Annotated in this window: 14 protein-coding genes; 13 read left to right on the plus strand and 1 reads right to left on the minus strand. The window is 56.6% G+C overall.

Going from position 1 to position 14,766, the window contains the following annotated elements:
- Positions 1–330: 330 nt before the first annotated feature.
- The 4 genes from COMA2_RS14220 to COMA2_RS14235 all read left to right on the plus strand — a co-directional run bounded on the left by COMA2_RS14220 (position 331) and on the right by COMA2_RS14235 (position 2,249).
- Positions 331–609 (plus strand): type II toxin-antitoxin system RelB/DinJ family antitoxin, encoded by a 279-nt coding sequence (locus COMA2_RS14220; RefSeq protein ID WP_245631038.1) that lies wholly within the window; start codon positions 331–333, stop codon positions 607–609.
- A gap of 3 nt (positions 610–612) precedes the next feature.
- A complete protein-coding gene (locus tag COMA2_RS14225) occupies positions 613–882 on the plus strand; it encodes a type II toxin-antitoxin system YafQ family toxin (protein WP_090899555.1) in 270 nt (89 codons plus the stop codon).
- Positions 883–1,515: 633 nt separating this feature from the next.
- Positions 1,516–1,758, plus strand: coding sequence for a hypothetical protein (locus tag COMA2_RS14230; protein ID WP_090899559.1), 243 nt, complete (start codon positions 1,516–1,518; stop codon positions 1,756–1,758).
- A gap of 62 nt (positions 1,759–1,820) precedes the next feature.
- Positions 1,821–2,249, plus strand: a complete 429-nt coding sequence (locus COMA2_RS14235; RefSeq protein WP_139077373.1) for a DUF6908 domain-containing protein — start codon at positions 1,821–1,823, stop codon at positions 2,247–2,249.
- Between the two features lie 89 nt (positions 2,250–2,338).
- On the opposite strand, the gene COMA2_RS19865 is transcribed toward COMA2_RS14235, so the two are convergent.
- Positions 2,339–3,148, minus strand: a complete 810-nt coding sequence (locus COMA2_RS19865) for a hypothetical protein (RefSeq protein WP_139077375.1) — start codon at positions 3,146–3,148, stop codon at positions 2,339–2,341.
- A 401-nt stretch (positions 3,149–3,549) separates the two neighbouring features.
- On the opposite strand from COMA2_RS19865, the gene COMA2_RS14245 reads away from it, so the two are divergent.
- The 9 genes from COMA2_RS14245 (at position 3,550) to COMA2_RS14285 (ending at position 14,757) form a co-directional block, all read left to right on the plus strand.
- Positions 3,550–4,101, plus strand: coding sequence for a plasmid mobilization relaxosome protein MobC (locus COMA2_RS14245; RefSeq protein ID WP_090899568.1), 552 nt, complete (start codon positions 3,550–3,552; stop codon positions 4,099–4,101).
- The gene (locus tag COMA2_RS14250; protein WP_090899571.1) at positions 4,098–5,081 is read left to right on the plus strand and encodes a relaxase/mobilization nuclease domain-containing protein; all 984 of its coding nucleotides are present in this window, start codon (positions 4,098–4,100) and stop codon (positions 5,079–5,081) included. Before COMA2_RS14245 ends, COMA2_RS14250 begins: the two co-directional genes overlap by 4 nt.
- Before the next feature lie 189 nt (positions 5,082–5,270).
- Positions 5,271–5,567, plus strand: a complete 297-nt coding sequence (locus COMA2_RS14255; RefSeq protein ID WP_090899574.1) for an AbrB/MazE/SpoVT family DNA-binding domain-containing protein — start codon at positions 5,271–5,273, stop codon at positions 5,565–5,567.
- An 84-nt stretch (positions 5,568–5,651) separates the two neighbouring features.
- On the plus strand, positions 5,652–5,972 hold the full coding sequence (locus tag COMA2_RS14260; RefSeq protein ID WP_139077379.1) for a hypothetical protein: 321 nt from the start codon (positions 5,652–5,654) through the stop codon (positions 5,970–5,972).
- A 613-nt stretch (positions 5,973–6,585) separates the two neighbouring features.
- Positions 6,586–10,161, plus strand: coding sequence for a helicase-related protein (locus tag COMA2_RS14265; RefSeq protein WP_090900148.1), 3,576 nt, complete (start codon positions 6,586–6,588; stop codon positions 10,159–10,161).
- Entirely contained in the window at positions 10,158–11,027 is an 870-nt protein-coding gene (locus COMA2_RS14270) for an ATP-binding protein (protein WP_090899580.1), read from the plus strand. The genes COMA2_RS14265 and COMA2_RS14270 overlap by 4 nt, the downstream gene beginning before the upstream one ends.
- A 22-nt stretch (positions 11,028–11,049) precedes the next feature.
- Positions 11,050–11,406, plus strand: coding sequence for an STAS-like domain-containing protein (locus tag COMA2_RS14275; protein WP_090899583.1), 357 nt, complete (start codon positions 11,050–11,052; stop codon positions 11,404–11,406).
- On the plus strand, positions 11,396–11,947 hold the full coding sequence (locus tag COMA2_RS14280; RefSeq protein ID WP_090899586.1) for a PIN domain-containing protein: 552 nt from the start codon (positions 11,396–11,398) through the stop codon (positions 11,945–11,947). Before COMA2_RS14275 ends, COMA2_RS14280 begins: the two co-directional genes overlap by 11 nt.
- Positions 11,944–14,757, plus strand: coding sequence for a DUF1156 domain-containing protein (locus COMA2_RS14285; protein ID WP_090899589.1), 2,814 nt, complete (start codon positions 11,944–11,946; stop codon positions 14,755–14,757). Before COMA2_RS14280 ends, COMA2_RS14285 begins: the two co-directional genes overlap by 4 nt.
- Positions 14,758–14,766 lie beyond the last annotated feature (9 nt).

A 14,766-nucleotide genomic window follows, 5' to 3' on the forward strand; every position in this document is an offset into this window, starting at 1 on the left:
TTCGCCTTTCTCATGGAGATGATGCGCGTCATGGCCTGCCCACGCGGAGTGTGAGGCATCACCATGATCCTCTTATCACGCACGTTCGACTGTAGCGACGTTTGTCGTGCTATGCAAGTCAACCATGCGGGAGAGAAGCTGCATATGCCTTGCACAATCGGCCCCACCTGTACGATTTCTTCAAGGCCGTCAGAAACGTAGCCTGTTGATCAATCCGTCGGTCTATAGCAGGGTCTACTGTCACGTTCTAGTCATTGGACAACCCTCTTACACATAAGTAGCATTGAGAATCATCTTTCATTCGCACGACAAATGGCGTACAATTGGAACATGAAAAAAACAGGACAGATGGCTATGTCAGAGCGCATCAATACTCGTATCGACACTGGTCTGAAAAGGAAGGCGGTGAAAGTCTTCGATCGACTCGGTTTGACCGAAGCCGAAGCCATACGCCTGTTCTATGCCCAGGTGGAACTCCACCAGGGTATCCCTTTTCCTCTCATGATCCCGAACGCGCACACGCTGGAGGCTTTTGAAGAAGCAAAGCATCCAGAGAAACTCCCCTCGTTCAAGAACTTTCGCGCACTCAGAAGCCGTACGGGCATCTAAGTCGTGCTGCTCCTCAAAACCACCAGCCGTTTTCTCAAAGACCTCAAGCTTGCCAAAAAACGGGGCTACGATATTGACAAACTCGAAGCCATCGTAGACCTGCTTCAGGCCCAAACACCATTGCCTCCCAAGAACAAGGACCATACTCTTACCGGTGAGTGGATCCACCATCGAGAATGCCATATCCAACCAGACTGGCTTCTGATCTACAGAATTGAGGCCACGTTCCTCATCCTCGAACGGACAGGCACGCACGCCGACCTGTTTGACTGACGGTGAGTGTGAACACGATCAGACGCCGTATCAACGGCCGGTGAGGCATTTCCAGGAAGATGGCTTGTTCTCGACCTCGCTGACGACTCGTTTATCCGGCTCAGTCAGTCGCGCATCTCAACGATTTCTCGCCTCCCATCACATGACGGTTCCCCTCGGCCTCGCAGGCCGTTCGGTCTTCCACTGCGTTCATCAACCAGCTGACGCATAGTCGGTCGCCTGTTGGGCCGACAGTTGCGTCAAGCTCAAGACCGTCTCGAAGCCGACTTGTTGACTCTCTTCCATCTTGGCGAACGGGCATGGTCTCTTTCGTCTATCTAAAGCGGACCTTCTCGCCTCGTCTGTTGGATCTGCTCTCCAATGCCGTGCTGGTGATGAGCGGGGGCCAGCTTGTGGTTTCAGGTCCGGTGCCAGTGCGCATCCGGCCGCCGCCCTGGCTTTCCACCGGCGGGCTGCGTCGATCATGCCCGCGCGCCGCCAGAAGCCGCGTCGTCTTTCACGGGCATTCCTCCGCTTCGCGCCCGCCGGCCCGCCAGGTCGCGACGGCCTCTCTGTCTCCTTTGTCGTCGCTGTGTGGCCTCCACTGCCTCGTGAGAGGCCAACACATCAACTCTAACTCAAGGAGACAACACTATGGCACCTCAGGACAAAAAACCCAAGCCGGTCACCACGCTTCGATGCAGCCGCATCAAGGCGAGCATCTGGAAGAACGAGGGCATGAACGGTCCGTTCTACAACGTCACCGTGGCCCGCTCGTACAAGGGGCAAGATGGAGTCTGGAAGAATTCCGAATCCTTCGGAGTCGCAGACCTTGACGCGCTGATCGTCGTCGCCCAACAGGCGACACGCTGGATCGCGGAGCGGTCGGACCGCTGACCGTCACGGGAAGCCTCCGGCCCTCAGGTCGGGGGCTTCCTTCACCTGAAAAAAGGAAAACGATGATGAAACTGTATCAAGCCTTTGCGACGGATTTGAATCACTTGCTCAACGGCGCACGAGCGGTGCGGATCACTGTGTCCGGCTACATGCCACTCTCGGTCGAGGAGATTGGATCCAGTGGAGACGGAGACCGGCTGGTGTCCTTGTGCCATTACGGCGAACAGAACGGCGACCTCATGCGAGATCCCGACATCGTATTTCTATTTCACAATTTTCCCGATGGCATGGCAGCCGAACCGGTGTCGTTCCGGAACGACTACCTGGGGATCGTGCAAGACGTCTATCGGTACGACGAGACGGGCAGACGTACGCACGTCGTGCCCTCGCTCAAACAGGAGTTGAAGGAGTTCGCCGAGAGCTGGTTTGTCAATCTGAAGGATCAAGGATTCTTTGCCGCGACCGCGGTGCGACAGATCCTTTCTCCGTAAGCTCGTCGATCCATTTAGGGGGCATGATCTGACCAGGTCATGCCCCCATTAAAAAAAGAAACGCTGACAGAATCGTGAACCTGTGAGGCTTACCGCTTCGTGCCGAGAAAGAGATAGCTAGTGGTCCGGGCATGGTTGAGGGCGGCAATGTACAGCCGGTTGGTCGCGGCCTCGTAGAAGGCCATCCCAGTGACCGTCTCGGTTCCAGTGCGACATATGCCACCTCCAAATGTGACGGTGACATGAAACACATTTCCTTTTGTACGAGGAGACAAGGTTCCCGCAACGGTGCATCCATCTGATGCGTGACCTGAAAGCATCCCGGCTGCATCCACGGTCACGGTGACCTGGTGGTTGTCGGTACGAATTCCTGTATAGGTCCCGGTCACCTGAGTCAGGTTCGGGGCCGACTCAGAGTCCGCATCGGACGTACTCGTGAAGCTTTCTGTGTCGCCGTTGAAGTAGGCGATCGTCCCCTGAAAGCTCTTGTTCAGGACATAGTGGCCACGCATCGTCGCTGTCCGAATGCCAGCGCCTTCCACATTGAAGTCTCTCGTATTCGAGGACCCGAAGGAGCCGGAGTGTGAGGTGCCAGTGCCCTGTACCAGTCCAGCAAGGACGGTGGGATTGCCTCTTGCCTTGTAGAACAGCCAATACGAGCCGTCCTCCAGGACTAGCCCAGCGACGGCGCGGCCGGTAGAAGTCGTGCCCGTCCAGCGACCTTCCGCCGAAGTGGCCGTGGGCTGCGATAGGGAAGACACGTCGCTCTCGCGATACCCCCCGCCACAGGCGGCGGGGGCGAACCCGCTATTGAAGCAGTTGGCGAAGCTGCCACAAGCCACTAGCCCGCTTATCAAGCCGAGTGCCAGCAGGCATCGAAGACGATCTGTCCCGGTCATGCGCATGGTTGTGACCTCAACAACCGCAGGGTGTTCTCTGTCACAGGATAACAGGAAGAGAACCCCCCTCAAACCGGGACCCCCGAATTGTTAGAAACCGGACAGCCGACCGGGGATGCCGGCATGCCCGCGGCCCCACTAACTGGTCGATCCGGGGCCCATTTCTGGCGTCCTTAGCCAGCGCGAACGGTTGACCGGTGGTCTTATATCCGTCTCGTCGTAGGCATGGTGTAATACAGATTTTAAGAGGTTGCAGGATATGGCTGTTGCCCGTAGTTGTCTTACATTATGGGTTTATCGTATTCTTGTTGCCCATGCCTGTTGACCCTCCGGTGGACAGAATCAGGCTGCGATCGGTGAGGGGGGTGGATGTCTCGATTTGGGCTGGTACAGGTGAGTTAATGGGGCAGAGGGCAAAACGGACGACCACAGTCACGGTGGATCTGGGTGAACTGAAAGGACCCTGGCAGGCTTGGTGTCAGGTCCACGGCATCACGCCGAGCCATGCCTTTCGAAACGCCCTTCGACAGGCCATGGACCAGAGAGCCACGAAGGCTCCGGTGCCTCGGAGTCGCATCAGTCCGAAGCGAGAACGAGCCACCGCCCGCATCGAACTGAACCTGACGACCTCAGAGCTCGCCGCCCTGAAAAAGATGGCCGGTCACGAAGGCTACGTGCCGACGAAATGGCTGGTGGCGATGGTGCGCACCAAATTGACCGGGCAGCCGCAGGTCGGACAACCGGAATTGGAGACCTTGGCCCGGTCGAATCAGCAACTCCTGGCCCTGGGGAGGAACTTGAATCAGATTGCCAAAGTCCTGAATACCGCGCCTCAGAACCGAGCCGCCTTTCGGGTCGAGGTCATCACCGAACTCTCTCGCGTGATTCAGGCCCATACGAAGAAAGTGTCCGATGTCTTACGCGGGACTGTGGAGCGCTGGCACCTTCAATGACCCCGCTAACCAGCCAGATTGACGAGAAGCTGGATGAGTGGGGGAGTCGGCTCTTCAATGTCTCAACGGAGACTCTCCCACGCCCGAGGTCCAGCACGCGCAATCCGTTTGGTTCCGCCAAGCTTGTGCGTCCCGGCGGACGGCTCAGCACGTCACGGGCTCGCGCGACCTACGTGCGGCAGAAGTTACAAGCCATGGTCCGCCGTGCGCCCCAAGTCATGGTGAAACTAGTCAGGGCGCCGAAAGGGATGAAGGGCATCTCGAACAATCTCACCTACATTTCGCGGGATGGCCAACTCGAGATTGAGGACCAGGATGGTCAGGTCGTTCTTGGGAAGGAGGCCGTGGCCGATCTGAAAGCCGAATGGCGCGACGGCGGCATGCCGATCGCCGCCGACTCGACCATGCGCGATGCCTTTCATCTCGTCCTCTCCATGCCGACCAGGACCGATCCCTTGTCGGTCCAACGGGCGGCCCGTGACTTTGCGACACGAGAGTTCGCAGGATTTCAGTATGCCATGGTGCTCCATACGTTTGAGACCGATCCGGACCCGCATCCCTCTCCGCACCCACATGTGCACTTGACGGTCAAAGCAGCAGGCCTATACGGAGTTCGCTTAAATCCCAGGAAGGCCGATCTGCAACGCTGGCGGGAGGGGTTTGCGGAGGCGTTACGCGAACATGGCATTGAGGCCACGACCACGAGCCGAATTCATCGCACGACGCACGAACGGTGGACTGTTCGGCATCTACCTGAACCGAGCAAAAAAGGGGAGACGCTGGAGCGGCTGCAACGCACAACGCGCCGACAGGGACGAGCGCAGGAAGTCATGCGGAATTATGAGCAGGTGATGCGGGCGCTAGCCCGGTCGGATCGGGGGGAGGATCGGCAGCTGGCGTCGGATTTGGTGCGCTATCTCGGGGGACGAGGCCGGACTTCGGAGACCGACAGGGAGCGAGGGAAGGACCGTGAGCGATGAGAAGAGTTGGTGGTGGCGATCGAGGGAGCGGCATGGGGCCGATCAATCGAAAGAGACACCACAACGACTCTGAGGCCGGTTCAGACCGACGGATCCACGGGCGCTTGCGTTTCCTTCGTGACGAGGCTACACTTCACACATGCCCGACATTCAGACAGTCTGACTATCTCACATATGAGGGAAGGCGTCATGCCCGCAGAAACGAGCAAGGTCGGCAAACGAGGGGCTGTGGTGATTCCGGCCTCGCTACGGCGCCGTTTCGGCATCACGGAGGGCTCGCTCGTGATTGCTGAGGAACGAGCCGAAGGAGTCCTGATTCGACCGGCTGCTGCCTTTCCCCTTGAGATGTACACCCCTGAACGGCAAGCGGAGTTTCTCCTCTCCAATGCAGTCGATTCAAAGGACTATGCGCGAGCCAAAGAGGCCGTGCGGAAGATGGGCCTCGACGTCCGAAAGATCCCTCACTACAAGCCGGCTCGTTCCTAATCCGTGGACCGCGTCTTTCTTGATGCCAACGTGCTGTTCTCTGCGGCTTACCGGGTCGAGACTCCTCTTCGCAGGTTGTTTACCATGCCGCGCACGCACCTGGTGACCTCTGCCTATGCCCTGGAGGAGGCGAGGCGGAATCTATCATCAGGGCAACAACAGGCAGAGCTAGAACGGTTGTGCCGCTCTGTCGAGGTGGTGTCGGTCTTGCCGCCACAGGGCGAGCTGTCCATCCTACGCAAACTTCCAGAGAACGACCGTCCCATTCTGTGGGCCGCGATCAGTGTGCGGGCGACCCACTTGCTGAGCGGAGATTTCAAGGCGTTTGGTCGCTTCTATGGGCAGACCATTAACGGTGTCACCATCATGCCACCAGCGGTCTATCTCAACGGGCACCGAGAGTAACGGAGTCTGTATCGGGCGCGTACGCCAGTCATCAGAAAAAGGGGAGACGCTGGAACGGCTGAAGCGTACCACGCGCCGACATGGACGAGTCCAGGAAGTCATGCGGAATTATGAACAGGTGATGCGCACGTTAGCTCGGTCCGATCATGGGGAGGATCGGCAACTGGCCACGGACCTGGTCCGTCACTTGAGTGAGCGGTCCCGGGAGGTCTCAAAGACTCGTTCGCCGGAGCGAGACCGGTCTTCGTGAGGGACGCAACTCTCATTCCTTTGCTGAGTGATCGCGGGTACCGAGCAGCTGAACGTCGTGGCGCATGCATGAGTTATCCGGCTACTGCCAATATCCATGGCAGGGATAGTCAGGAGTGTCAGGCGCATTCGAGGAGAATTTGGAACGAAATAACCGCAAGCGGCTCGACATTTACGAGGTGAGCTAAGAATATTTTGACCCTAGGCTGAATGGGGGTAACGGATTTGTGCAGAAGCCTGATGATTAATGCTGCTCTTGCCCGTCTCCGACTAACCTTCTCCTTAAGTCCAGTGATTTCTCAAGGGAAAAGCTGTAAGCTTCGTGCGCAAAAGCTACCTCAGTTTCTCTCTTCTGAAAGGCGTGATGGCTAGTCTCGAAGATCTCCAACCCAATGCCGCTGTCCGCGGCATCCTGCCTGATTCCTTGGTTACCGTCGTCAGTGTGCAGTGGTTTGGATCTGAAGCGCTCGAACTCACATACAAAGACCCGGCAGGTCGTGTGGCAAACGTCCTGCTGTATCGACATGATGAGCCACGGCTTGAAGTGGTTGAGCATGGTCGCCCCTGGAGTTTCGACGGTGATGGCAGTCTCTTCCGCCTCGTGTCGGAAGCACACCGCATCCGCCTTGCCCATCTCTTCGATCCGGTTCTGGCCGTCCACACGTCGCTCGTCGACCCTCTGCCACACCAGATCACCGCGGTCTACGAGGCCATGTTGCCACGCCAACCGCTTCGTTTCTTGCTGGCTGATGATCCTGGTGCAGGCAAGACCATCATGGCGGGGCTCTTGATGAAGGAGATGATCGCGCGGGGCGATCTGCATCGCTGCTTGGTGGTCTGCCCAGGAAGTCTGGCCGAGCAATGGCAGGACGAGCTCTACCGCCGGTTCCATCTCCCTTTTGAAATTCTGACGAATGACAAGCTCGAAGCCGCGCGCACAGGTAACTGGTTCCTCGAAACGAATTTGGTCATTGCCCGTCTCGATAAGCTATCGCGTAACGAGGATGTGCAGGCGAAGCTTGCGGCTCCCGACTGTCATTGGGACCTCATCGTCTGCGACGAGGCCCATAAGATGTCCGCCACCGTCTTTGGTGGCGAGATCAAGTACACCAAACGCTACAAACTTGGGCAATTACTCTCCACGCTCACACGCCATTTTCTCTTGATGACAGCCACTCCGCACAACGGCAAGGAAGAGGACTTCCAGCTGTTCATGGCGTTGTTGGACGGTGACCGTTTCGAGGGGCGCTTCCGCGACGGCGTCCATGCAGTGGATGTATCGGATCTCATGCGTCGTATGGTGAAAGAAAGCTTGCTCAAGTTCGACTCGACGCCGCTATTCCCTGAGCGTATCGCCTATACCGCTCCCTACAAACTCTCCCAAGGCGAAGCGCAGCTCTATAAGGAAGTCACCAACTACGTCCGCGAGGAGTTCGACCGAGCGGCAGCATTGGAAAATGACAAGCGCGCCGATACCGTGGGCTTCGCGTTAACCATTCTCCAGCGACGGCTTGCTTCGTCTCCAGAAGCCATCTACCAATCCTTACGCCGTCGTCGTGAGCGGCTAGAGAAACGTTTACGTGAGATGGAATTGCTCCATCGCGGCACTCCCGTAACTGCCACTGTGGCAAATGGACCTGCGCTTGATGACGAGGATATAGAAGACCTGGAAGAAGCACCCGACAACGAGGTAGTAGCTGCTGAAGAGGAGATTCTCGACCAAGCCACGGCCGCGCGCAGTATTGCGGAGTTGAAGGCGGAGATTCTGACGCTCCAGCGCTTAGAGTCGCTGGCCCTTGCGGTCCGTCGCAGTGGGGAGGATCGGAAATGGCGCGAACTGGCCAAGCTGCTTGGGGTCATCTTCACGCCTGTAGCAATTGCGGACCATGCTGCAGAAACGATATCGCCCTATGGGGCGAGTGGCGTACCTCAACCAACACCATCGCCTCGGCAGAAACTTGTGCTCTTCACCGAGCATCGCGACACCTTGAATTACCTGGAGAGCCGCATTGCCACGCTACTGGGCCGCCGAGAAGCTATCGTCATGATTCACGGCGGGATGGGCCGTGAGGAACGAATGAAAGCGCAGGAGGCTTTTAAGCACGACCCTGAGGTACAGGTACTCCTCGCTACCGATGCGGCAGGCGAAGGTATTAATCTTCAGCGGGCCCACCTCATGGTCAACTACGACCTGCCCTGGAATCCTAACCGTCTCGAACAGCGATTTGGGCGAATCCACCGCATCGGACAGACTGAGGTCTGTCACCTCTGGAATCTGGTGGCTGAGGAGACGCGGGAAGGCGATGTCTATCTGACATTGTTGAAAAAGCTCGACGAGGCACGGAAAGCACTCGGCGGCCAAGTGTTCGATGTGCTGGGCAAGATGCAGTTCGAGGGCAAACCACTGCGCGATCTCCTCATTGAGGCAATCCGGTACGGTGAGCGTCCGGAGGTACAGGCCAGGCTGACGAGAGTGGTGGCGAATGCATTCGATAAGGCTCAACTCCAAGATCTGCTAGAGGAGCGGGCGCTCGCTCACGACGCCATGGATGCGAGCCGCGTGCAGCGTGTGCGGGAGGATATGGAACGAGCCGAAGCGCGAAGGTTGCAGCCACACTATATCGAATCATTCTTTCTCGAAGCATTCCAACGATTGGGTGGGGCAGCGAAGCAGCGAGAGCCACGGCGGTATGAAGTCACACATGTTCCAGCCCCGGTACGAAACCGCGACCGCCTGATCGGGATCGGCGAGCCCGTCCTGCCACGATACGAACGCATTGCGTTTGAAAAGGCACTCATCGCCCCACAAGGTCAGTCTCTCGCAGCCTTTGTCTGTCCGGGTCACCCATTGCTGGATGCTGCCATCGATCTCACATTGGAACGCCATCGAGATCTTCTACGCCGTGGGTCTGTACTGGTGGACGAACGCGACTCCAGCAATGAGCCACGTGTGCTCTTCTATCTCGATCATGCGATTCAAGACGCTAGCAGCATCCGCACGGGCGAGCGACGGATCATCTCCAAGCGCATGCTGTATGTGGAACTCGATGCGGCGCGCAATGCGCGCCACCTGGGCTATGCCCCTTACTTGGACTACAGACCCCTGGCCGCAGCCGAGCCTGACGTCGCAACGATCCTGGCCCGTCCTGAGTGTGGCTGGATCACACGCGAATTAGAGCAGAAGGCTCAGGGATACGCCATTGGGAACGTGGTGCCGGAGCATTTACAGGAAGTCCGCTCACGTCGTGTGGAGTGGACCGACAAGACCCGTGCAGCGGTGAAAGAACGTCTCACAAAGGAGATTAGTTACTGGGATCATCGTGCTGAGCAGTTAAAGGTCCAGGAGCAGGCGGGCAAACTCAACGCCCGACTCAATTCGCAAGAAGCCCGGCGTCGAGCCGATGAGCTGCAGGGGCGTCTCCAGAAGCGGATGGAACAGCTCGAACTGGAAGGCAAAGTGTCCGCTCTTCCTCCGGTGGTGCTCGGAGGAGTCGTCGTCGTGCCGATAGGACTACTCGCCAAGATGGCAGGTCATCCGCAGGCAACGTCCGCATCTATGATTGACACCCAGGCCGCCGCCGCGCGGGCACGAGATATCGTCATGGAAGTTGAAAGGGGCCTCGGATTTGACCCGACCGACCGCGAGTTCGATAAGCTAGGGTACGACATCGAGAGCCGGGTACCTGGCACCGGGAAGTTGCGGTTCATCGAGGTCAAGGGCCGGGTGTCAGGGGCAGATACCATCACCGTGACCAAAAACGAAATTCTGTACTCATTGAACAGGCCCGACGACTTCATCCTAGCAATGGTGGAGTTTGACGGCGATCGCCACCACGTTCATTATATCCGTCGGCCGTTTCGCCGTGAACCGGATTTTGGTGTGACGAGCGTTAATTACAGCTTCGGAGAACTACTCGCTAAAGCATCGCGACCGTCATGATTCACTATTTGCCAACCATCCACAGTGATAAAGAGGGGTTTGAGCGTCTTGCTTCGCTGGCAGCCGATACCGAAAAGTTGCATGCGGACAGGCTGGAGGTTGATTTTTCGAAGTGTGGATTCTTCGATGCAAACATGGCCGCTTCCCTGGCGGCCGTACTGGCGAGAATCTCGGACAATCTTAACGCTGTCGAACTTGTAAAGGTGCCTTCAGCAATTGAGCGCGTTTTGCGAAAAAATGGATTCCTCCTCGCCTATGGCTACAGTGCTATCGATGATGTTAACCAAACGACGCTACCGTTTCAGCGTATACAGCTCTCCGACAAAGGTCGATTTGCGGACTATCTCAAGCAGCATCTGAAGGGCAAAGGAATCCCTCGCATGACCGACGGCCTGGGGAAGGTCTTTAAGCAGAGCATCTTCGAAGTGTTCCAAAACGCCGTCATTCACTCTAACTCTCGCCTTGGTATCTTCGTGTGTGGACAGTTCTACCCGCAGGTTCAACGCTTAGACTTGACCATTGCCGATGCCGGCATTGGCATTCGTACCAATGTGCGACGCTATCTAGGAACGAATGTTTCTTCAACCGAGGCCATTCGCTGGGCGCTGCAAGGTGGGAACACGACCAAAACAGGTTCGCAGCCGGGAGGCGTTGGGCTAAAGTTTCTCAAAGACTTTATTGCATTGAACGAAGGCAAGATTCACCTTGCTTCGCGGCTTGGATTTTACGAATATTGCAACGGAAAAGAGACCTTCGAAAAACTCGCCGCCGATTTTATGGGAACTGTGGTGAATCTTGAGATCAACACCGGCGACACCCAATCGTACCGATTGAGCTCGGAAATCTCGCCGGAAGATATCTTCTAATGTAGGACGGAAGGTCTGGATTATGGCAGATGAGATCGTGGTTCGTGTGTTCGACATCGTGGGCAGTCCGTTATGCGTCTCGGCTGACGATGGCCAGACCGTGCATGACAAGATTGCGCCCTTGCTCCGCGACAATCGTAAGGTGGTGGTGTCCTTTGAAAGAGTGGAAACGTTGATCTCGGCCTTCCTCAATGCTGCGATCGGTCAACTGTATGGTGAATTTCCAGAGGAGCGGATTCGCGAGCTACTCTCCGTGCGCGACATGACCACAGAGGATCTCACCATGCTGAAAAGGGTTGTCGATAACGCCAAGGTTTATTTCAAGAACCGAAAGCAATTCGATCAGGCTTGGAAGGAAGAGGTCGGAGATGAAGAATAAAGCTCACGACCTTTCGTCCTATGCTTTTTCAAAAGGAGAAGCCCTGTTGCTGGATGCCAATGTCTGGCTTTACCTGTTTCCTGCTCCATCGAACCGGCCTCCTGGTTTCGCGAGGAACTACTCTGCGGCGCTTAAACGGATGCTGACGGTGGGGACGATGCTGGCCTTGGACGCCCTTGTGCTCAGCGAGTATATGAATCGCTACTGTAGGATCGAATGGTCCGCTTTGCACAAGGCTAAGCATCCAGACTTCAAGAAGTTTCGACAGTCCTCCGACTTTGGCTCTATCGGCCAAGGTGCTGCCGTCTTCTCCCGGAAGATCCTCCAACTCTGTTCTCGGCACGACCATCCGTTTGCCTCGTGTAATGTCTCGCAGGTGATCGCTGATTTTGAATCTGGGACCCAGGATCTGAATGACGGATTGCTCGTCGAAACCTGTCGCCATCATGGCTGGAAGTTTGTCACAAATGATGGTGATGTCACCATCGGAGGGATCGAGATACTTACGACTAACCCCAAACTACTTGCCGCCTGCCCATGACTCCCACCCCTCGCAAGAAGCTGATCGAAGTTGCGTTACCGTTGCCGGAAATCAACGACGCGTCGGCCTATGACAAGATGCCTGGTATTGGGCCGCACCCCAAAGGCATCCATCATTGGTGGGCCCGGTTGCCACTTCCAACTGCACGAGCGATTCTATTTGCCTCCGTGGTAGACGATCCGGAAGCGCATCCCGAGAAGTGGCCAACGGAGGAAGCTCAGAAAACCGAGCGTGAGCGACTGTTCGACATATTGCGACGCATGATGGGCAAGAAACTGCATGAAGCACCCGAGGTGTACGCAGGGGCTCGTGAGGAGATGCTGAAACATTGTGACGGGCGCTTGCCAGTCGTGTTCGATCCCTTCGCCGGAGGGGGCTCCATCCCGCTCGAAGCCAATCGTCTAGGTTTTGAGGCCCAGGCCGGCGATTTGAACCCGGTGGCCGTGCTCTTGAACAAGTGTAACCTCGAACTTGCCCCTCGTTGGGCCGGGCAGCCCCCCGTAGACCTAGAGGACCGTGGGCGCATTGGAGGCACAGACTCCTGGCGCGGCACATACGGATTGGCAGCGGATGTACGGTATTACGGACGACTTATCCGTGAACGCGCCGAGAAAAAAATAGGGCACCTTTATCCCAAAGTCCGCTTGCCCAAAGAATACGGTCCCGGCGAAGCGAATGTGATCGCATGGATTTGGGCGCGCACAGTGGCCAGTCCTAATCCAGCAGCGCGGGGTAAGCAAGTTCCGCTGATCAGCACCTACTGGCTTTCAAGCAAGAAGGGCAAGTTAGCCTGGCTGGAGCCAATCGTTGACAAGGCTGCAGGAACGTATCGCTTAGAGGTGCGAACCGGGACCCCGAAGGATCGAGAATCAATTTCTGCAGGGACCAAATTGGGTCGCGGGGCAAAGTTTCGGTGTTTGCTCACAGATGAACCGCTTGATGAATCGCATATCAAGACCGAAGCGAAGGGCGACAGGCTAGGGTACAGTTTGCTAGCAGTGGTTGCCGAGGCAAAGCGTGGTCGGCTGTATCTCCCTGCCACGGATGAACAGCGAGAGGCAGCGGAAGTGTCCGCTCCCGAGGGAGAAGTTGCGGAACTGCTGGCCGATGACCCCCGAAATATTTGGTGCGTTGGTTATGGGTTGACACGATTTGACCAACTCTTCACTCCCCGTCAGCTGACCGCAATGGTTACATTCAGTGATCTGGTGAAGGAGATCGTGACGGATGTGCGTCGTGATGCCTTGGCGGCCGGGCTTTCCTCAGAAGACGCCGACGCATACGCCCGCACAGTCACAATCTTCCTGGGCCTAGCCGTGGATCGCTGTAGCGATTTCAATAACTCGCTGTGTGGATGGAGCGCTAGTAATCAAAAGGTGATGCATCTTTTCGGCCGTCAAGCAATCCCGATGATATGGGACTTTGCTGAAGCCAACATTCTAGGTGAATCGGTTGGTGCTTGGCACACGTGCAGTGAGTATGTCGCTGATTGTGTCGAGGTGCTGACTACTGGCTCTGTTCAATTTGGGCACGCCCGTCAGATCGATGCAGCTACGGGAGCAAACGGCATTAAAGATCTTTTGGTCAGCACCGACCCTCCCTACTATGACAACATTAGCTATGCAGGACTTAGCGATTTTTTCTATGTCTGGTTGCGACGAACGGTCGGTTCACTCTATCCGGACTTGTTCAGTACCGTCCTGGTCCCGAAGTTACCGGAACTGACAGCCTCTCCGGAGCGTTTTGGTGGTGATAAGGACAGGGCCAAAGAACATTTCGAGACGGGTTTCAGAAATGCCTTTACTGCACTTCGCAACAAGATGGATCCACGCTTTCCGCTGACCGTCTATTACGCGTTTAAGCAGGACGACGAAGAGAGTGAAGATTCGGATGATGAGGGTAACTCAGGCGTGGATCTCACAACCGGCTGGGAAACTTTATTGGAGGCCCTTATCTCCAGTGGCTTCCAAATCACAGCCACCTGGCCGGTGCGCGCGTCGCAGGCTTGGCGTATGCGGGCAATGGGCTCAAATGCGTTGGCCTCTTATATTGTGCTGGCTTGCCGCCCTCGTGCTATGGACGCGCCTCAGACGTCAAGCACGCAATTACGTCAAGAACTGAAGCGAACACTGCCTGACGCATTGCGGCATCTTCAACAGGGCAATATCGCGCCAGTAGACTTCGCCCAGGCTGCCATTGGGCCAGGTATGGCTGTCTATTCTCGCTACAGTCGCATTCTGGAAAGCAGCGGGAAGCCACTGTCCGTGCGCGCGGCGTTGGGACTCATCAATAAGACTCTCACCGAAGTCCTTTCCGAACAAGAGGACGACTTCGATGCTGACACACGTTGGGCGCTGGCGTGGTTTGAGCAGTTCGGCTTCGACGCCGAAGAATATGGTGTAGCCGAGAACCTTTCCAAAGCTAAGAACACCAGTGTCGCAGGGATGGTCAGGGCGGGCATCATAGTTTCAAAGGCTGGCAAGGTGCGCATACTCAAGCCCGACGAACTGGCAAAAGACTGGGACCCCGCCACTGACAGTCGCCTCACAGTTTGGGAAATGACCCACCACCTTCTGCGCGTCTATCATTACGAGAAGGCAGGTGATGTAGTGACAGCCACTCTACTACGCAAACTCGGCGCTCAGGCCGACGTGGCACGGGATCTGGCCTATCGATTATTTAATCTGTGCGAGAAAAAGAAACGGTCGCAGCAGGCCCAGGCGTATAATGCTCTCGTCCTAGGCTGGCCGGAGATTGCAAGATTGTCACGGGAAAGCGGTGTAGGCAGTTCTACGGGCCTGTACGATTAGGAGTTGACT

Source organism: Candidatus Nitrospira nitrificans (genome assembly GCF_001458775.1).
GTDB lineage: Bacteria > Nitrospirota > Nitrospiria > Nitrospirales > Nitrospiraceae > Nitrospira_D > Nitrospira_D nitrificans.

What these genes read in the sequence shown, in the direction of transcription:
- COMA2_RS14220 (WP_245631038.1), top strand. Translation starts at nt 331, where the DNA reads ATGAAAAAAACAGGACAGATGGCTATGTCAGAGCGCATCAATACTCGT.
- COMA2_RS14230 (WP_090899559.1), top strand. Translation starts at nt 1,516, where the DNA reads ATGGCACCTCAGGACAAAAAACCCAAGCCGGTCACCACGCTTCGATGC.
- COMA2_RS14235 (WP_139077373.1), top strand. Translation starts at nt 1,821, where the DNA reads ATGATGAAACTGTATCAAGCCTTTGCGACGGATTTGAATCACTTGCTC.
- COMA2_RS19865 (WP_139077375.1), bottom strand. Translation starts at nt 3,148, where the DNA reads ATGACCGGGACAGATCGTCTTCGATGCCTGCTGGCACTCGGCTTGATA.
- COMA2_RS14245 (WP_090899568.1), top strand. Translation starts at nt 3,550, where the DNA reads ATGGGGCAGAGGGCAAAACGGACGACCACAGTCACGGTGGATCTGGGT.
- COMA2_RS14250 (WP_090899571.1), top strand. Translation starts at nt 4,098, where the DNA reads ATGACCCCGCTAACCAGCCAGATTGACGAGAAGCTGGATGAGTGGGGG.
- COMA2_RS14255 (WP_090899574.1), top strand. Translation starts at nt 5,271, where the DNA reads ATGCCCGCAGAAACGAGCAAGGTCGGCAAACGAGGGGCTGTGGTGATT.
- COMA2_RS14260 (WP_139077379.1), top strand. Translation starts at nt 5,652, where the DNA reads ATGCCGCGCACGCACCTGGTGACCTCTGCCTATGCCCTGGAGGAGGCG.
- COMA2_RS14265 (WP_090900148.1), top strand. Translation starts at nt 6,586, where the DNA reads ATGGCTAGTCTCGAAGATCTCCAACCCAATGCCGCTGTCCGCGGCATC.
- COMA2_RS14270 (WP_090899580.1), top strand. Translation starts at nt 10,158, where the DNA reads ATGATTCACTATTTGCCAACCATCCACAGTGATAAAGAGGGGTTTGAG.
- COMA2_RS14275 (WP_090899583.1), top strand. Translation starts at nt 11,050, where the DNA reads ATGGCAGATGAGATCGTGGTTCGTGTGTTCGACATCGTGGGCAGTCCG.
- COMA2_RS14280 (WP_090899586.1), top strand. Translation starts at nt 11,396, where the DNA reads ATGAAGAATAAAGCTCACGACCTTTCGTCCTATGCTTTTTCAAAAGGA.
- COMA2_RS14285 (WP_090899589.1), top strand. Translation starts at nt 11,944, where the DNA reads ATGACTCCCACCCCTCGCAAGAAGCTGATCGAAGTTGCGTTACCGTTG.